Raw genomic sequence first — 18500 nt, forward strand, 5'->3', positions numbered from 1 at the left:
CCGTCACACCGTCAGCTGCCAGTTGCTCCACCTGTCCCGCACCTGGAAGCCGAGTTGCTCATTGATCGCGATCATGTGCTCGTTGCTGTCCGCGTTGAAGGTGTCGATGGCCTGGACGGCCGGCTCGTGGGCGAGCAGGTGACGCAGGTTTTCGATCTTGGCGAGCAGGCCGAGTCGATGCCCACGGTGCTCGGGGTCCACGATGGTGATCTGCTGGAAGGCGTGCCAGCCGGTGGATGCGCCGACGTCCAGCAACGTCCACGCGACAAGCCGCCCGGTCGCCTGATGGCGTACGCCCGCGTGGTAGCGCCGCCGGCCGCGGGCCGCCAGCGCCCGGTCGGTGCCGCGCACCCGCTCGGCGTCGATCTGCTCCGGCTCCCAGGCGAGATCACCCATCGGCGCGTCAGCAAGCAACCGACCGTCCAGGTACGCCACGTCGGCGAGGTGTTCCTGCGGCGTACCGCCCTGCCAGAACAGCAGCTCGTACCCGGCCGTCCGGGCCCGCGCCTCGGCCAGCAGCGCGTCGAGCCGCGCCTGGTCGAGGTGGCGGGTGTCGAGTCGCCGCCGCACGTCGACCAGGGCGTCCGTCGCGCCGACGGTGGTCGCGAAGGCGGTTGCCGGCGAGGGACGGTCCGGCTGGCCGGGCAGGTGCGCGGCGCTCATCGTGCTCACCCGCACGCGTCCCCGCTCGCGCAGCACGTCGAGGCCCCGGTCGAGCAGCGCGCGCCCCACCCCCCGGCGACGGTACGCCGGATGCACGACCAGATCGGCAGAGGCGTTCTCGGTGTTGTCCAACTGCGGCAGGTCGAGCAGCAGATAGCCGACGGGCGCACCGTCTAGGTGGGCCAGCAGGTGCACCGCCACGTCGCCGGGCATCGGGTGCCGGATCATGCCGAAGAACCGTTGCCGGCAGCTGGGCAGGTCGGGCACGTCCACCGCCCAGGCGGCGGTGTCGATCTCGTACGCCTGCTCGATGGCGGTGTCGTCGCCGGCACCGAAGGGCGCGATGGTGAGGGTCATGTCGGCAGCCTGCGTGAGGGAAAGACGAACGGGCCAGCGAATTTCTCGCTGGCCCGTTCGGACGCTGGTCGGGAGGGTCGATCGCACAACGCCTCCGGCGTTGGGTCGTACAGACTGAAAGTCTACGGCGATACGCCCTCCCGCACGGAGCATCTTCCGCTGTGCGGTTCTTGCCGTCAAGTCCTCGTCGGCGTGTTTTCCGCATTTCTGAAGAAACGTGAATCCACTTCGATCACCGGCGATCCCGCTTGATCATTTACCGCTGGTCACAGCATTTCCGCTGATCATGTGCCCGATGGTCAACTCAGCCGAGCAGGCCGGCATCGCGGGCGGCCCGCAACGACGGCTTGATCCGATGGGTCGGCCCCACCTCACCGGCCACCGCGTCGAGGGTCTTGAGCCCTTCGCCGGTGTTGAACACCACCGTCTCGGCGGTCGGATCCAACCGGCCGGACTCGACCAGCTTGCGCAGCACCGCCACGGTCACGCCACCGGCCGTCTCGGCGAAAACCCCTGTGGTACGCGCCAACAGCCGCACTCCGGCGCGGATCTCGTCGTCGTCGGCGTACTCCATCCAGCCGCCGGTGCGACGTACCGCCTCCAGCGCGTACAGACCGGCGGCCGGGTCGCCGATGTTGAGCGACTTGGCGATGCCGGTCGGCTTGACCGGAGTGATGACGTCGCTGTCGGCGTGCAGGGCGGTGGCGATCGGGTTGCAGCCGGCCGACTGCGCGCCGAACACCTTCCAACCGCCCGCGGGCGCCTCGACCAGCCCGATCTCGACCAGTTCGGTGAATGCCTTGTCAATCTTGGTGAGCAGTTCACCGGAGGCCATCGGGACGACCACCTGGGCAGGAATCCGCCAACCGAGTTGTTCGGCCACCTCGTAGCCGAGCGTCTTGGAACCCTCCGCGTAGTACGGCCGGACATTGACGTTGACGAAGGCGGTGTCCTCGAACTCGTCGGTCTCCACCAGTTCACCGCAGAGCCGGTTCACGTCGTCGTAGGAGCCGTCGATGGCGACCAGTTCGCCGCCGTAGACGGCGGTGGTCACCACCTTGCCCTGTTCCAGGTCGCTGGGGATGAAGACCACCGAGGGGACGCCGACCCGGGCCGCGTGCGCGGCGACCGAGTTGGCCAGGTTGCCGGTGGAGGCGCAGGCGAACCGGGAGAAGCCGAGCGCCCGGGCGGCGGTCAGCGCCACCGACACCACGCGGTCCTTGAACGAGTGGGTGGGGTTGGCGCTGTCGTCCTTGACCCACAGCGGGGCGGTGATGCCCAACTCGGCGGCGAGCCGGTCGGCGGCGACAAGTGGGGTGAACCCCGGTTCCAGGGTGACCCGGGTGGTCGGGTCCTGACCGGCGGGCAGCAGGGCGGCGTACCGCCAGATGTTGCGCGGCCCGGCCTCGATCTGCTCCCGGGTGACGGCGGCGAGGGCAGCCGGGTCGTAGTCGACCTCCAGCGGGCCGAAACACTCGTAACAGGCGTGCTGGGCGGCGAGGGGGTAGCGGGCCGAACAGGCGCGACAGACCAGAGCGCGGGCCGGGCTGGTGGCGGTGTTGATGCCGGAGGGGGCGAGCGTCGACGTCATGTCGAAGTCCTCTCATCTTTCCCCGCATCGCACTCTGCGGCGGGGACGGAATTGGCACCTGCCCCGCCGGACGCTCAACGATGAGCGCGCGAGGTGGTTGCCGGGGCGTCGTCGGGCCGTATCCCTCAGCCCCTCTGGATGAGGTATGCAGTTGTGCTGCCGATTCTAGGCAGTAGTGCCGGGGCCGTCGCCTGACTGTCCCAGCTTGTGAGCGAGATCGCGGATTGCTCCGCAGGTCACACCCATTCCTGGATCGAGTGGCATCAGCGCCGCCGGATGACCACTCGATCCAGGTCCGAGCATGATCGCGACTCTCGCACGGAGGGTCAGGCCGGCACGGAGCTGCGTGCTTCTGCGTCGAGGGCGAGTTCCCGCCCGCCGCGCTGACCGAGCAGGTTGTCCAGCGCCCAGCTTCCCGGACCGAGGATCGCGATCAGCAGGAACGACCAGCAGAACATCACGGACAGCTCGCCGTGGTTGCGCAGCGGCAGCAGCGCCTCGGGCTGGTGGACCACGAAGTACGCGTACGCCATCGAGCCCGATGCCAGCAGCGCCGCGGGTCGGGTGAAGAGGCCGACCAGCACCAGCGCACCACAGAGCGCCTGGATCAGTGCGGCCCACCAGCCCGGCCACTGGCCGAGCGGCACAGGTTCACCGGTGCCCCGGTTACCGCCGAAGACGCCGAACAACGAGGCCAGGCCGTGACAGAGAAAGAGCAGGCCGACAACCATGCGGAACAGGGACAGTGCCGGCCCGCCGAACCGGTCGATACGCATTCGGATACCTCCGTAGTAGATCCGATGGGGGATCCAGAATGCGAGATGTATAGATTGTTGTCGATGCAATCTCTGACTGTGGGAACGCTCCCAAGCCATGCTAGCGGCTGGAACTTCCGGGCGCTGTCCCGTCACTCAGCGTCCAACCGGTTCGCGGAAGGCTCGCGCGACGGGAATCCCCTTATTGGGGCGGGTGTGCTCCTCGATCACGAATCCGGGACGTCGGGGCCACGCGCGGTATCGGGCGATGTGACGATGTCCCGATGTGCGGGACACGTAGGACAACTCCAGCAACAGCCACCAAGCGCCGGACCCGGCCGTATCGTCGGTCGGTCGGGGCGCTCGCGACGCTGGCCCTGCTCGCCGGGTGCGCCCTGACCCCCGACGCCGGCGACACCACCGCCGGCGCGACCGACGCCCCACCACCGGTCGCCACCCCGTCGACAGGTACGCCGCCGACCGCCGGCACCACCGCACCGGGCCCCTGCCCGGCCGAGGGGGTACGGATCAACTCCCTCGGGGTGAGCGCGGCGATGGGCCTGCGGGCGATGGGCCTGGAACTTGTCAACTGCGGCAGCCGCCCGTACCGGCTGCACGGCTATCCGCAGCTCCGGCTGCTGGACAGCGACGACAACCCGATCAAAGTCAGGGTGATCGCCGGGGCCAGAGGGATCACTTCGGGCTTCGACGACCCGCCCCGACCCCTGACGCTGGCGCCCGGCGAAGCCGCGGGCGCAGCGGTGCTCTGGCGCAACCTGGTCGACGACCCGACCGTGGTCGCCACCAACGCGCAGCGGCTGGAGGTCGCCCCGGCGGAGGGAGAGCCGACGCAGGAGGTCGCCGTCGAAGGGCCGATCGATCTCGGCAACACCAACCGGGTCGGCGTGAGCGCCTGGAAGAAGCAGCCCCCCACCTCGGCACTGCCGCCCGCCACCCCCCTCGCCCCGACCACGGTCCCACCGCAGCACTGACCCGCCGCGAGCTCCTGGTGCGACGACGTCCTGATACAGGGCGCACCGACCAGGAGCCTGCGGCGCGGCCGGGCTACGAGACGACGTCCTTGCGGGTGAAGCGCCAGAAGGCCAGCCCCCAGAAAGCGGTGGCGTAGCAGATCGCGGAGACGGCACCACGGACGATGTCGTCGGTCTGCACCGGTGTGGAGAGCAGCCCCAGCCAGGCGGTGCTGTAGTGGGTGGGCAGGAAGGACCGGATCGCGCCGAGCGCGGTGATCTGGTCCAGAATGCTGGACAGGATCCACAGCAGCACCGCACCACCCACCGCACCGAGCGCGGCGTCCGTGATCACCGAGAGCAGGAACGCCAGACCGGCGACGACCAGCAGCACCACCGCGAGGTAGCCGAGGACGGCGAGCAGCCGCAGCAGGCCCTCGCCCGGCTCCAACTGGGCGGCGACCGTGCTGCGCAGTGGCGACCAGCCGTACCGGAGGGTGCCGATGAGCAGGGCCGTGCCGGCGAGCAGCACCAGCGCCAACCCCGAGTAGGTCAACGCGACCAACAGCTTGATCGTCAGCAGCCGGGCCCGCGGCACCGGAATCGCCAGCAGGTAACGCAGGCTGCCCCAGCTCGCCTCACTGGCCACCGTGTCGCCGCAGAACAGCGCCACCACCACGACCAGCAGGAACGACGCGGACACGAAGATGGTGAACAGGGTGAAGTTCAGCCCGCCGGAGGTGGCGAAGGAGACCAGGCTGCCGAACTCACCCCGGCCACTGTCGTCGTCCCCGGTGTCGAACTGGAAGGCGATCAGAATGATCAACGGCAGCAGCACCATGAAGCCGAGCGCCAGTTGGGTACGCCGCCGCGACGCCTGCCGCCGGAACTCCGCCGCGAACGGCAGGGTCCGCGAGGGCCGGTAACCGGCCCCGGCACCCGAGGCGGCCACCCCGCGGCCGGCGGCCGACGTGGGCTCGCCTCCGCCGTGCGTGGGGTCGACAGTCGATCCCGCCATCACCGGTCCCCGCTTCCCCGAGAGTTCTCCCCCACCAGGGCGAGGAAGGCGTCCTCCAGGCGGCGCCGAGGCACCACCCGGTCCACTCCGATCCCGGCCCGGACCAACTCGGCCACCACCTCGCTGCGGGCGGTGCCGAACGTGTCGACCACCAGCTGCCCGTCGGTGTCGTCGAGCACCCGCACCCCGCCGAGATCGGCAAGCACCTCCCGGGCCGCCGCCGGATCACTCACCTCGAACAGCACGCTTGGCGAGTCACCGACGATCTCCTCGACCGGTCCGGAGGCGACGATCCGGCCCTTGTTGACCACCACGGCGTGGGTGCAGGTCTGCTCCACCTCGGCGAGCAGGTGGCTGGAGACCAGCACCGCTCGCCCGTCGGTGGCGTAGCGCTGGAGCACCCGGCGCATCTCGGCGATCTGCGGCGGGTCCAGCCCGTCGGTGGGTTCGTCGAGCACCAGCAACTCGGGCAGGCCGAGCATGGCCTGGGCGATGGCCAGCCGCTGGCGCATGCCGTGGCTGTACTTGCGCACCTTGCGGTGCACCGACGAGCCGAGCCCGGCGATCTCCAACGCCTGGTCGAAGTGCGCGTCGGCCTCCGGTCGCCCGGTCGCCCGCCAGTACGCCTTCAGGTTCTCCAGCCCGGACAGGTGCGGCAGGAAGCCGGGTCCCTCGACCAGTGCGCCGATCCGCGAGAGCACCGGCGAGCCGGGGACCAGTCGGTGCCCGAAGACGTAGATCTCTCCGGCGGTCGGCTGGGTCAGCCCCATCAGCACCCGCAGGGTGGTGGTCTTGCCGGCACCGTTCGGCCCGAGCAGGCCGACCACCTGACCGGGGTGCACCTCGAAGTCCACCTCGGAGACGGCGACGAAGCCGTCGGCGTACTCCTTGCGCAGATGGCGCACGGCCAGCGGCGTGTCCGCGTACTCCGGGTGCACCGAGGTGTCCTGGCGGCGGTGCCGCAGGCGCAACAGGAGCACGAGCACGACGAGCCCGAGCACGATCGCGGCGAGCAGCCCGACCAGGATCCAGCGCCAGAGCACCGCCTCGGTGGGGATCGGCTCGGCGTCGACGGCGGGCAGGCTCACCGGGCCGGTGGCCGCGACCTGGTAGACGGTCGGCTCGACCGGGGTGGTGTACGCCTGGTCCGAGGTGGCCAGGACCAACCGGAGGCGATGCCCGGCCTCGACCCGGTGCACGATCGCCGGCAGGGTGACCGTCACCGGTGTGGCCTCGGCGACCTGGGTCGGCAGGCCGGTCAACCGGATCGGGGCGATCAGCCCACTCGGCAGGGTGGCCGCCCCTTCCGGATTGACGTCGTAGAGCTTGGCGAAGAGCACCGCCTCGCCGGTGGGCGACGCCGCGCGGATCTGCACGGTGGGCGACCCGACCACGTCGACGGCCTCGGTCAGCGGCTCGGAGTCGAACCGGGCGTGCTGGCCCGGTATGTCGGCGGCCACCCCGCTGAGCAGCGAGCTCAGCGAGCCGGCGAAGGGCACCGAGGAGATCGCCGCCGGGTTGCCGGCGGGCGGGTTGGCGACCGGCTGGGGCGGCCCGGCGAGCGCCACCTCCTGCCGGGACTGCCCGTTCAGGCCCGGGTAGTCGGTGGTGCGGTAGCCGGTCGCCACCAGTCCCCGGTCCAGCGCGTCGAAGCCGGCGATCCGGGAGAAGGTGAAGCTGTCTCCCGGCGTGGCGGCCGTTCCCGCGACGTAGTGGTCGAGCCACTGGGCGGTCAGGAACTTCACCCGGTCGGAGTCGGTACGCGGACCCGCCCCGCCGTCGTGGCCGCCGGTGAACCAGGCGACCCGCACCGGGGTGCCGTTGGCGGCGATGCCCCGGGCGTTGGCGTCGGCCTCGCCGAGTGGGAAGAGAGTGTCCGCCGCCCCCTGCACCAGCAGGGTGGGCGCCTTGATCCGGTCCAGCACCCCGGCCGGGCTGGAGCGCCGCAGCAGGTCGACGGCGGCCTGGTCGGCCTGCCCGGTGACGGCGATGCTCAGGTACGCGGCACACACGTCGGGGGCGAACCGGCCACACGCCGGGTCCGGGATGGCGGCGGTGGTCGGGGCACCCGGTGCGGTGCCCGGCCCCTGCCCCGGTGCCGGGCTGGGCGGGCCCGGTGCCGGTGCCCCCTCCGGGGCCTCGGCGGTGTTGCCGGAGATCCCCGCCGGACCGGAGCCCACGTTCCCGCCGCCGCCGAAGAAGATGCCGGCCCAGCCGGACTTGAACACCCCACGGGTCGGTTCCCCGCCGGTGCTCTCCGGCAGGAACGCGCGGGACAGGTCGTTCCAGGTGATCATCGGGACGATCGCGTCCACCCGCTGGTCCTGGGCGGCCAGCAGCAGCGCCAGGCCGCCGCCGTAGGAGCCGCCGACGACGCCCACCCGCGGGTCACCGTCGCCGTCGGTACGGATCTCCGGCCGCGCGGCCAGCCAGTCCAGCAGGCGCTGGGCGTCGCGTACCTCGTAGTCGGGGTTGTCCAGATGGATCTGGCCCCCGCTGCGGCCGAACCCTCGCGCGGTCCAGGTCAGCACCGCGTAGCCCCGGTCGGCCAACTCCTCGGCGTCGGTACGGACCGAGTTCTTGGTGCCGCCGAAGCCGTGGGCGAGCAGCACCGCCGGCACCTTCCGGTCCGCCTCGGCGTCATTCGGCAGGTACAACGTGGTGTCCAGGTCGACCGGCTCGTTGCCGCTCGGTCCGGACGCGACGGTGAGCATCGCGGACTCGGTGCGGAAACCCGGGCGATCCGGCCAGGCGGCCCAGACCACGACGGCGGCCAGCAGGACGACGGCCACCGACACCGCGACGGCCCGGCGACCGGTGGGCAGGGCACGGCGCAGCCGCGCGGCCGAGATCGGCGATTTCATTCGCCACACGGTACGGCGCAGAACCTGTGTATTAGCTGAGTTCCGCCGTACGTCCGTTCTGTTCAGCCGAACGTCACCCGGGAGGGGGTCGACCGCACATCGTCCATCGGGCCAACCTTTGGGACGACTTCCCATTGTGGAAATTCCTACCTTCTATCGGAATCCATATGGAAGTACGTCTAATACCTCGCAAGAACAGCACCCACGGTGATCGATCCGATGAGGCTGCGTCACCTCGCGGGAAGTGACGCAAAGCCGACCCGAGAGGCCGGTACCGGACCAACGGTGTTCGATTAGTTTCCGGTCCGGCGCACGGGACCGGCTCGTCGACGCCGCTGCCGCACCTGCGCCGACCGCCCAAGGAGATCATCATGACCGTTCCCGCTCCGCGGGTCCGTCGCCGACCCCGGACCCGGGGTCGGCTGTTGCCGCTGCTGCTCAGCGTCGCGCTGCTACTCCCGGTGGCGCTGCTCACCGTGCAGGCCCACCGGCTCGTCGACGCCGACCGCGAGGTCGTCGAGCGGGAACGGCTGGGGGTGGAGTACCTGCGAGCCCTCGCGCCGGTCACCGAGGCGCTTGTCAACGCGCAGAGCGCCGCCATCGCCCGCAGACCGCTGCCCCGGCAGGTCCTGGAACAGGCGATCGAACAGGTCGCGGCGGTCGACGCCCGGATCGGCGGCGAGCTACGCACCGGGGAACGGTGGGCCGGCATCCGGGCGAAGCTGGAGGCGCTGCCGGAACGCTCGCTGACGGACCCGGAGGCCGCCTTCGCCGCCTACCGCGAGGTCACCGACCTGCTGCTGGCCCTGCACACGAAGGTGCGGGAGAGCAGCGGTCTGATCCGGGACGCCGGCGCCGACTCGCACTTCCTCCAGGACGGCGTCGGCGAGGAGATGCCGGAGGCCCTGGTCGCCGCCGGGCGGCTCACCGACCTGGCCACGCTCATCGAACGGCGACCCGCCACCGACCAGCTGCGCTCCTTCGGTGAGCTGGCCGCCCACCGGGTCGCCGCCCTCCAACCCGCCAACGACCTGGTCAACAACCTTCGGGCGGTGATGGACAGCTCGGAGAGCGCCGACCTGGGCGCGAACGTGCTCAGCTCGTTCGACGCCTACCAGCGGGGAGTCGAAGCGATGGCGCTGACCTCCCAACCCGACCAGACCGGCAAGCTCGACGTGGTCCGGCTCACCGGGGCCCGACTGGAGGCGCAGGAAGCCGCCAAGCAGCTCCAGCCGGTCCTGCTCGACGAGATCGACCGACTGCTGGCCGAGCGGCTCGACGAGCTGAACCGGGACAACCTGCTGGTCCTCGGCGCGGGTGGGGTCGCCGGGCTGCTGCTGATCGCGCTCGCGGTGACCAGCTGGCTGTCTCGTCCGAGGGACAACCCGGGCACCGTCGACGCGCCCGGCAACGAGCCGGAGCGTGCCGGTTCGGACCGGCCGTCCGACAGCCACTGGGAGCAGATGGCGGCGCAACGACCGCCGGTGCCGGTCGGACAGGGATCCGACCCGGATCGCTGGAGGCCCTTCGATGCTGCTCGATAGGCTTCGGATCCGGGGCAAGCTCGCCCTGTTGGTGCTCGTCCCCGTGCTCTGCATGCTCGGGCTGACCCTGCCGGTGGTCTGGGAGCGGGTCGGGGTGGCACAGCGGGCCGACGACATCGCCGGCACCGTGCAGGTCGCCAACCGGGTCGGCACCCTGCTGCAACACCTGCAACGGGAACGGATGCTCGCCGTCGGTCTGCTACTGCGCCAGGCCGACCGCAGCGACCTGGTCCAGGAGATCGCGAAGGTGGACGACCTGGTCGCCGACCTGCGGGCGGAGCTGGGCGACGACCTGACCCCCGCGGTGACCGCCGCGCTCGACGGGGTCCGGCAACTGGCACCCGTACGCACGGCCCTGCTCGCCAACCACGCCACCGTCGACCAGATCCTGGGCACGTACGCGCCGGTGCACCTCGCACTCATCGACTCGTTGCGGCTGCCGTACGACGTGGACACCCGCACCTCGGTCGGCCGGCAGGTGCTGGCCCTGGACCGCATCCTGCGCAAGAGCGAAGGGATCAGCGCCGGTGCCGCCCTGATCGTGCTGATCGCCGCCGACCCGAATCCGGCGCTCGCCACCGCCTTCGTGGCAAACATGGCCACCCTGCGGGCGGACAGCAACCAGATGCTCGGCCTGCTCACCCCCGAACAGCTGGTGCTGATGGACATCGAGCAGGCCGCGGTGGACGCCCGTGCCGGTGAGGACTTCCTCGAACAGAGCGCCCTGGACCCGGTCACCGCGGCGTCCCGGATTCCCATCGAGGCGCTCTACCCGACCACCTCCTCGCTGATCACCCTGGGTCAGTTCGTGGAGAAGAAGCTGGTCACCGACGTCACCGCCGAGGTACGCGCCGAGCGGCAGGCCGCGCTGTCCGCCGCGTACTGGGTGACCGCCCTGGTCCTGGTGATCCTGCTCGTCGTCGGGCTGCTCGCCCTGGTGATCGGCCGGGCGGTCGCCCGGCCGCTGACCCGGCTCACCCGCTCCGCCGACCGGGTCGCCCGGGTCGCCGAATCCGAGCTGCTGCGGGTCGCCGACGACGAGGCGGACCAGGCCCAGTCGATCCGTCTGGACCGGGTCGAGATCCGGGGCCGCGACGAGATCGGCGACCTGGCCCGGGCCTTCGAACGGGTCCAGACCACGGCCGCCCAGTTGGTGGAACGGCAGGTGGCGAGCCGACGCAACGTGGCCCAGATGTTCGGTCACGTCGGTCGGCGTACGCAGAACCTCGTCGGCCGCCAGATCGCCCTGATCGACCGGTTGGAGCAGCAGGAGACCGAGCCGGGGCGGTTGGAGAACCTGTACCGGCTCGACCACATCTCCAGCCGGCTGCGGCGCAACGCGGGCAACCTGGTGGTGCTCTCGGGCGCGGCCGGCGACGTGGTGCACGCCGCGCCGGTCCCGCTCGCCGACGTGGTCCGCCTGGCCCTCGGCGAGATCGAGGACTACACCCGGGTTGACGTGCAGGTTCCCGGCGAGGTCTCGGCGGCGCCGGCGATCGTCGGTGACCTGGTGCTGGCGCTTGCCGAGTTGATGGAGAACGCCACAGTCTTCTCCCCGCCGCACACCCGGGTGGTGGTCAACGGCGAACTGACCGAGGACGGTGCCCGGCTGACCGTGGTCGACCACGGCATCGGCATGACCGAGGCTCGGCTGGCCGACGAGAACGCCCGGCTGACCCGGCGGGAGCGGCTGGACCTCGTCCCGACCGAGGTGCTCGGGCTGTTCGTGGTGGGTCGGCTGGCCCGTCGACACGGCTGGCGGGTCGTACTCTCCGCCACCCCGGGCGGCGGGGTTTCCGCCACCCTGTCGATCGCTCGGCCGGACCTGGTGCTCGGCACGCCCGAGCCGGATCTGCGGACCACCCCGATCACCGTCCGGCCCGCCCTGCCGACGCCATCGCAACCGGTACCCGCCAGCCCTGCCCGGCCCGGGGACGGGCTGGCGGCGGCCGGTACCGGCGGGCCGGGCGGGTTCGACCAGCGGCTGCTGACCCGGGCCACCGCGAGTATCGAGTTGGCCGAGTCGTGGGACGCCTTCGCCACCGCTGCCCGCGTCGAAGCCGACCCGGCTGTGACGCAGCAGACACCGGTTCCGCCGGCACCGCCCGGTGCCACCACCCCGCCGCCCGGGATCCGGCAGCGGGTTCCCGGCGCCAGCCTGCCGAGGATCACCCCCCGGATCGGTCCGGCGGACGCCACCACCGCCGACCCGGCCGCCGCACGCACCCTTGTCGAACAGTTCGAGTCCGGGGTACGCCGAGCCGAACAGCAGCGGGGGCACGCTCACCCCGAGCCGGTGGCTCCCGCACCGTCCGGCGCTCCGGCCCACCTGACCCGGCGGGTTCCCGGCGCGAATCTGGTCACGACGCCCAACCGGCAGCAGCTCACCGACCACCCCGGCGACCCGGCCGAGGTGCGCGATCTCATCAACGCGTTCGAGAACGGCGTCGCCCGGGCTCTGCGCGATGTCCGTCCAGACCGCAGCAACGACGAAGGAACGCCACATTGACCAGTCCGCACGTACACGAGAACCTCGACCACTCGAGCCACCCGGTCGGTGACCTCAGCCCCGAGGCCCGCACCTTCAACTGGCTGCTGGACACCTTCACGTCCAGCACGGCGGGCGTGCTGGAGGCGATCGCCGTCTCGTCGGACGGGCTGCTGATGGCCATGTCCGCGATCAAGGACCGGTCCAACGCGGAACGGCTCGCCGCCGTGGTCTCCGGCATGACCAGCCTGGCCGGCGGCGCCGCCAGTTGGTACGCCCTCGGCGGGCTGAACCGGGTCGTGGTGGACATGGCCGAGGGGTACCTGCTGATCAGCGCGATCAGCAGCGGCTCGGTGCTCGGCGTGGTGGCCGACCGGTCGGCCAACCTCGGCACCGTGGCCTACGAGATGACGCTCTTCGCCGGTCGGGCCGGCAGTGCTCTCACCCCGCGTCTGATCGCCGAACTCAAGAATTCCGTCCAGCAGTGACTCACGACGCCGCCGGTGAGCAGACAGGGCCGGAGCCCCGGATCCGGCCCTATCTGCGCGCGTCCTCCCCGGTCGGTGACGCCGAGGGGGCACCGGCGGCGTTCGGGGCGGAGCCGGAGACGGCCGAGCCGACCGGCCTGCGCCCGTTCGTGCTCACCGCCGGCCGGGTGGCCGGGGCGGACCCGACGATCGGCCTGGAAACCCAGGTGACAGTCCGGTCGGACGCCGAGGCGTGGCACCTGTCAGCCGCCCGGCTGGCTCCGGAGCTTCAGGCGATCGTGGCGCTCTGCAGTGAGCCGATCTCGGTCGCCGAGATCTCCGCGAAGACCCGGCTGCACTTCGGCGTGACCCGGGTGCTGGTGGGGGACCTGCGCGCCGCTGGCCATCTCGACGTGCACGTCACCGACACCGACGACGCCCTCGACCCCGACGTCATCCTGCGAGTGATTGATGGACTCCGTGCAATCTCCTGACTGGCCGGTCGCCCCGCAGGGCGCGCTCTCCGCCAACAGCGCCACCGCCCGCTACGGCGGTCCGGCACCCACCCCGCCACCGGTGGTGGGGCGGGCCAGTCTGCCGCCGCCTCAGCCGTACCATCCGCCGGCCGCCGCGCCGGCCGCGACCGGTACGCCATCGCGCCCCGCGCCACCGATCCCGGTCAAGATCCTGATCGCGGGTGGGTTCGGGGTCGGCAAGACGACCACTGTGGCGTCGATCTCGGAGATCGATCCGCTGACCACCGAGGCGGAGATGACCATCGCCGGAATCGGGGTCGACGATCCGGGACAGCGTTTCGACAAGACCACCACCACCGTGGCGATGGACTTCGGCTGCGTCACCATCGACCGCAGTCTCAAGCTGTACCTGTTCGGCACGCCCGGTCAGGCCCGCTTCGGCTTCATGTGGGACGACCTGGCGCGCGGCGCACTCGGCGCGCTCGTGGTGGTCGACAGCGCCCGGATGGACGACTGCTACCCGGCGATCGACTTCTTCGAACGGGCCGGGCTGCCCTTCGTGGTCGGGGTGAACGCCTTCGACGGGCGGCTGGCGCACGACCTCGGCGCCATCCGTTGGGCCCTGGCGATCGGCGACCATGTACCTCTGGTGCAGTTCGACGCCCGGGATCGACTCTCGGTACGGGACGCCCTTCTGGTCGTCCTGGACCGGGCGCTGGCCCGGGCCACCCGGGACAAGCGGGCCTGAGCCGACCGGCTCGGAGCCCCTCGTGGGAAGGGGTGAGGCGGATGCGAGGCGGGCTGGACGAAACCCTGGCCCGGATGCGGCGGCGCGAGGAGGCACTGCGTCTCCGGTCCACCGAACCGGCCGACGGCGAATCCGGGTCGGCGGACGGGACACCCCCGTCCGGTGCCGGCGGACGGAACGACGGGACCGGCTGGGCTCCGCCCCGGGAGGCGGGCGGGCACGTGCTCGACGATGTCGCCGAGGCGCTGCGGGCCGCCGTCGCGGTCCATCCGGGCACGGCGGTCACCGCCCGGATCGACCACGACGGGCAGGCGTACGACCTGCGGGTGGCCTGGACCGGCCAGGAGGTGACGGTCACCGGGCAACCAGTGGCGGCACCGCCGTCCTGGCCGTTGTCGGCGAATACCGTCGCCGGCTGGCCCGCCCGCCAGGAGTCGCTGACCGGCGACCCGGCGGCCCGGCTGGCCGAGCTGATCCGCCGCGACCCGTCCTTGCTCACCAGCGAGGGTCCGCCGGGCTGACCGCACACGGGATGGTCGGGCCGTTTAGGGTCGGGCGATGGGCGAACCCGAGTTGACCTTGACCGCGAGCCTGCGGGCGGCCGCACTGGACGCCCGGCGCGGCATCGTCCGGCTGCACCCCGAGGTGCTCACCGCGCTGGGCCTGCGGCCGGGCGATCCGGTCCGGTTGACCGGCCGGCGGGTGACCGCCGGGATCGTCGCCCCGGCCGAGCCGACCGCGAGCAGCGCCCTGCTGCACGCCGACGACCTGATGCTGGGCAACCTCGGCGTACGCGACGGCGGCCAGGTGCGGGTTAGCGCCGCTCCGACCGTCGCGGCGGCCCGGGTGCTGCTCGCCGGGCCGGCGGAGGTCGTCGCGGTGGTCTCCCCGGAGATGCTCCGGTTGGCGCTGCTGGGCAAGGTGGTCACCACCGGGGACGACGTGTCGCTGCTGCCCCAGGACGTGCTGCCCGACGCCGCGACGCGCAGCCTGGTCGAAGTGGCCCGGCGCAGCCTGTCGACCCGGGTCGGCTATGCCTGGACCAGCACCCTGCTGCGGGTCGTTGCCGCCGAACCCGAGGTCGGTGCCCTGGTCACCATGGACACCACAGTCGGCTGGGAGCACGGGGCCCGCACCCACGGTGTCGCCGGCTCGCTGGCCGGTCGCGCCGCGTCCCTGGCCGGTGCCGGTGGCATGGGCACGCCGTCGCCCACCGACACGTCCCGGTTCGACACCGCCGTTCGGTTCGGCGGGTTCGATGCCGGCCAGGCCGGTGACGTCGATGCCGACGCGGCATCCGCAGGCTGGTCGGGCGGCGAGTCGACCGAGCACGTGGCGTCGGTGGACGAACTGCCCGGCCTGCGTTCCCAGGCCGAGGAGCTGACCGAACTGCTCGACCTGGGCTTTCACCACCGCGAGGTGCTGGGCCGGTTGAGCACCACCGTGGCGCTCGGGGTGCTGGTCAGCGGTCCGGCCGGTTCCGGCAAGTCGGCGTTGGTGCGGGCGGTCGCCGCCCAGGTCGGTGCCCGGGTGCATGCCCTCTGGGCGCCCGAGATCGCCGCCCTGAGCAACTCCTCGGCCGCCGCCCGGCTGCGGGCGACCACCGCGGAGGTGATCGCCGACGGCCCGGCCGTGCTGTTGGTCACCGACGTGGAGGCGCTCGCCCCGGCGGACACCCCGGGGCCGGTGGCGACCGTGTTCCGTCAATGCCTCGCCCAGATCGTGCAGGCCGGCGCGGCGGTGGTCTGCACCACCAGCCGGCCGGAGGCCCTCGACCCGGCGATGCGCGCCCCGGACCTGCTCTCGTTGCGGATCGACGTACCCCTGCCCGATGCCGCCCTGCGCCGGGAGCAGCTGACCGTGCTGACCCGCCCGGTCCCGCTCGCCGACGACGTACGGCTGGACGAGGTGGCGGGGCGTACGCCCGGTTTCGTCGCCGCCGACCTGGCCGCGCTGGTCCGCGAAGCCGGCATCCGCGCGGCGCTGCGCCAGAAGTCGGACGAGAACCCGACGGTACGGATGGCCGACTTCACCGCCGCCCTGGAGGTGGTCCGGCCGACAAGCATGGCCGCCTCCACCCTGGAACTGGCCCGGGTCACCCTCGACGACGTCGGTGACCTGGTCGAGGTCAAACAGCAGTTGACCGAGTCGGTGCTCTGGCCGCTTACCTACCCGGACACCTTCGCCCGGCTCGGCGTGCAGCCGCCGCGCGGGGTGCTGCTCTACGGGCCGCCCGGCTGCGGCAAGACCTACCTGGTGACCGCGCTGGCCGGGTCGGGCCGGGCGAACGTGCTCTCGGTCAAGGGTGCGGAGCTGCTGTCGAAGTGGGTCGGCGAGAGCGAACGGGCGGTACGCGAACTGTTCCGCCGGGCCCGGGAGGCCGCACCCACGCTTGTCTTCCTCGACGAGCTGGACGCCCTCGCCCCGGTACGCGGCCAGGCCACCGACGGCGGCACCACCGATCGGGTGGTCGCCGCCCTGCTCACCGAGTTGGACGGGGTGGAGGCCCTGCGCAACGTCGTCGTGGTCGGCGCGACCAACCGGCCCGACCTGATCGACCCGGCGCTGCTGCGCCCGGGTCGGCTGGAACGGCTGGTCTACGTGCCGCCACCGGACGCCGAGGCCCGCGCGGCGATCCTGCGCGCCGCCGCGCGCAACGTGCCGCTCGCCGAGGACGTCGACCTCGGTGCGCTCGGCGCCGACCTGGACGGTTTCTCGGCCGCCGACTGCGCGGCGCTGGTGCGGGAGGCGGCCCTGGCGGCGATGCGCGAGTCGCTGACCGCCGCCACGGTCACCGCCGCACACGTGGAGACCGCCCGGGCCCGGGTGCGGCCGTCCCTGGACCCGGCCCAGGTGGCGTGGCTGGCCGCGTACGCCGAGCAGCGCGGCTGAGCCCTAGAGTGCCGGTGGTGTCGCGTCGAGGTGGATCTCAGCGTGCACCCGGTCGCCGTCCTCGCGCAGCTTCGCGCCGCACTTCTCCAGCACCGACAGGGCCCCGCGATTCTCCGGTGTGGTGTCGGCGACCACGACCCGCATGCCGGCCGCGGCGGCCAGGTTCAACAACTCGCGCAACGCCGCCGCGCCGATGCCCTGGCCGCGGGCGGAGCGGCCGAGCCACATGCCCACCTCGACGACGTCGGGCTCGTCGCGTCGGGTCATCCGGATCATCCCGACCACCTCGCCGCCGGCGATGATCGCGTACATGGCGGTGCGGGTGGCCGCGTCGAGCCCACCGAAGCTGGCCCGGTGGAACTCCCGGAACGCCTCCCGCCGCGCGTGCGACCAGCCGGCCGGTGCCGCCACCGGCGGCATCACGTCGGCCGGTTCCGCCTCGGCGACCGCTACGGAGAGCAACGGTTCGAGGTTCTGCTCGTCCACCGGCTCCAACCGGACCGCACCCGTCACGTGCCGGAGTCTTCCGCGCCCGGCAGCGGAAGTCCACCGGGTTGGCGAGGAGGTGCACCTCTGGTGCAATGGATCGGCCGGTCGGGCCGAAATCGGGTACTGCCTCACATTCCGGTGTCGTCCGGCCGGTCGAATTCGCAGTAGACGGCGGAGGCGTCGTCGGCCCGTTTGTGCCGGCGCAACCGGTCGGGATGGTCCCGCTCGGCGGCCCGCACCCGGGCGATCAGCCCACCCGGCCCTTCGGCGGACACCACGTCGAGCAGGCCACCCCAGTCGAACAGCCCGAACTCCTCCACGGCGACGGAGGCTCCGTCGCTGAGCAGCACCGCGCGGCGCAGTGCCGACGGGCCGCGCAACGGCAGGCTGCCGACCACCGCGTGGTACGCCGCGTCCGGATCGGCGGCCGCGACCCAGTAGCCGTGCGTACGGTTCATCCGCTCCCGTTGCACCGACACAGCGTGCCGCAACCGGGTGGCCCGGTCGGTCGACTCGGGCAGCGTGGCGGCGGTGCCCCGCAGGCCGGCCGCCGCAGAGGCCAGCCGGTCGTCGACGATCACGTCGACCCGGTCGCCGGTGTCGAGCACCAGTGGGCTGTCGCAGAGCACCAGGTAGTCCACCTGATCACCGCCGTCGCGCAGCAGGCAGACGGTGCTGGCCGGAGTACCCGGATGATCTAGATCGCACTGGTCGCCGTGGTCGGCGCGAACCGCCAGGATCGCCGCCGCCAGGTTGCTCACCAGCGTCGCCGCCGGCCGAGCCGCCTCGGCCAGCCCCAGCCGGGCGGCCAGGTGCCGGACGTACCACTGCGGCCCGTGTACGCAGCCGGTGTCGAAGCCCTCCGGCACGGTCGCCCCGTCCAGCACTCCGACCAGGGGGCCGAACTGGAACACCACGTCCTCGTTGACCGTACTGCCGGGTGGTGGAGCGGACGCGGAGCGTACCCGCATGGTCGGCGCGGATCCGACGGCCATGCCGCGCCGACGCTCGTCGGCCGTCGCCTCGGGCGGCCCCGTGCCGCTGCCCGGGTGCGTCACCTGCACCCCGGTCCGCCTCGAACCGGCGGGGTCACCTCGGGTCATCGCCGCCACCTCCGCGCCCCGGCTACCCGCCCGACGCCCCGACATGCCCTCGGTGCCGTTTCGGCTCGGCGGGC

General features: G+C 72.1%; 15 protein-coding genes and 1 riboswitch. Of the genes, 8 read left to right on the top strand and 7 right to left on the bottom strand.

Annotation, left to right across the window (positions count from 1 at the left end; translation table 11 throughout):
* Nucleotides 1–3 precede the first annotated feature (3 nt).
* From EG812_RS09340 to EG812_RS09350, 3 genes are all read right to left on the bottom strand, one after another.
* On the bottom strand, nt 4–1020 hold the full coding sequence (locus EG812_RS09340; RefSeq protein ID WP_126711333.1) for a GNAT family N-acetyltransferase: 1017 nt from the start codon (nt 1018–1020) through the stop codon (nt 4–6).
* A 304-nt stretch (nt 1021–1324) separates the two neighbouring features.
* Nucleotides 1325–2611: a threonine synthase gene (gene thrC / locus EG812_RS09345; RefSeq protein WP_013736177.1), complete on the bottom strand. Its 1287-nt coding sequence runs from the start codon at nt 2609–2611 to the stop codon at nt 1325–1327.
* Between the two features lie 9 nt (nt 2612–2620).
* A riboswitch (SAM riboswitch) is annotated at nt 2621–2756 on the bottom strand.
* 181 nt (nt 2757–2937) lie between these two features.
* A complete protein-coding gene (locus tag EG812_RS09350) occupies nt 2938–3387 on the bottom strand; it encodes a DoxX family protein (RefSeq protein ID WP_013736178.1) in 450 nt (149 codons plus the stop codon).
* A 263-nt stretch (nt 3388–3650) separates the two neighbouring features.
* Here EG812_RS09350 and EG812_RS09355 point away from each other — a divergent pair, with 263 nt between their 5' ends.
* A complete protein-coding gene (locus tag EG812_RS09355; protein ID WP_126711334.1) occupies nt 3651–4358 on the top strand; it encodes a DUF4232 domain-containing protein in 708 nt (235 codons plus the stop codon).
* A gap of 73 nt (nt 4359–4431) precedes the next feature.
* Here the strand turns inward: EG812_RS09355 and EG812_RS09360 are convergent, their stop codons facing one another.
* Together EG812_RS09360 and EG812_RS09365 are read right to left on the bottom strand one after the other, a co-directional pair.
* The gene (locus tag EG812_RS09360; RefSeq protein ID WP_233579433.1) at nt 4432–5355 is read right to left on the bottom strand and encodes an ABC transporter permease; all 924 of its coding nucleotides are present in this window, start codon (nt 5353–5355) and stop codon (nt 4432–4434) included.
* Nucleotides 5355–8219 carry an alpha/beta fold hydrolase gene (locus EG812_RS09365; protein WP_126711335.1) on the bottom strand — a complete coding sequence of 955 codons (2865 nt, stop codon included), beginning with the start codon at nt 8217–8219 and terminating at the stop codon, nt 5355–5357. Before EG812_RS09365 ends, EG812_RS09360 begins: the two co-directional genes overlap by 1 nt.
* A gap of 371 nt (nt 8220–8590) precedes the next feature.
* Between EG812_RS09365 and EG812_RS09370 the strand changes: the two genes are divergently transcribed.
* The 7 genes from EG812_RS09370 to EG812_RS09400 are packed head-to-tail and all read left to right on the top strand — an operon-like array spanning nt 8591 to nt 16834.
* Nucleotides 8591–9763 carry a hypothetical protein gene (locus EG812_RS09370; RefSeq protein WP_126711336.1) on the top strand — a complete coding sequence of 391 codons (1173 nt, stop codon included), beginning with the start codon at nt 8591–8593 and terminating at the stop codon, nt 9761–9763.
* Nucleotides 9750–12272 (top strand): sensor histidine kinase, encoded by a 2523-nt coding sequence (locus EG812_RS09375; RefSeq protein WP_126711337.1) that lies wholly within the window; start codon nt 9750–9752, stop codon nt 12270–12272. The genes EG812_RS09370 and EG812_RS09375 overlap by 14 nt, the downstream gene beginning before the upstream one ends.
* Complete coding sequence (locus EG812_RS09380) at nt 12269–12739, top strand: roadblock/LC7 domain-containing protein (protein WP_013736184.1); 471 nt, start codon at nt 12269–12271, stop codon at nt 12737–12739. Before EG812_RS09375 ends, EG812_RS09380 begins: the two co-directional genes overlap by 4 nt.
* Nucleotides 12736–13212, top strand: coding sequence for a DUF742 domain-containing protein (locus EG812_RS09385; RefSeq protein ID WP_013736185.1), 477 nt, complete (start codon nt 12736–12738; stop codon nt 13210–13212). Before EG812_RS09380 ends, EG812_RS09385 begins: the two co-directional genes overlap by 4 nt.
* Complete coding sequence (locus EG812_RS09390) at nt 13190–13942, top strand: GTP-binding protein (protein WP_013736186.1); 753 nt, start codon at nt 13190–13192, stop codon at nt 13940–13942. The genes EG812_RS09385 and EG812_RS09390 overlap by 23 nt, the downstream gene beginning before the upstream one ends.
* A 41-nt stretch (nt 13943–13983) precedes the next feature.
* The gene (locus EG812_RS09395) at nt 13984–14463 is read left to right on the top strand and encodes a hypothetical protein (RefSeq protein ID WP_013736187.1); all 480 of its coding nucleotides are present in this window, start codon (nt 13984–13986) and stop codon (nt 14461–14463) included.
* 37 nt (nt 14464–14500) lie between these two features.
* Complete coding sequence (locus EG812_RS09400; protein WP_126711338.1) at nt 14501–16834, top strand: AAA family ATPase; 2334 nt, start codon at nt 14501–14503, stop codon at nt 16832–16834.
* Between the two features lie 3 nt (nt 16835–16837).
* Here EG812_RS09400 and EG812_RS09405 read toward each other — a convergent pair whose 3' ends face one another.
* Together EG812_RS09405 and EG812_RS09410 are read right to left on the bottom strand one after the other, a co-directional pair.
* Nucleotides 16838–17347 (bottom strand): GNAT family N-acetyltransferase, encoded by a 510-nt coding sequence (locus tag EG812_RS09405; RefSeq protein WP_013736189.1) that lies wholly within the window; start codon nt 17345–17347, stop codon nt 16838–16840.
* 104 nt (nt 17348–17451) lie between these two features.
* The gene (locus EG812_RS09410) at nt 17452–18426 is read right to left on the bottom strand and encodes a hypothetical protein (RefSeq protein ID WP_013736190.1); all 975 of its coding nucleotides are present in this window, start codon (nt 18424–18426) and stop codon (nt 17452–17454) included.
* Nucleotides 18427–18500: the final 74 nt, after the last annotated feature.

It is taken from the genome of Verrucosispora sp. FIM060022, from assembly GCF_003977705.1.
GTDB classification, from domain to species: domain Bacteria; phylum Actinomycetota; class Actinomycetes; order Mycobacteriales; family Micromonosporaceae; genus Micromonospora; species Micromonospora gifhornensis.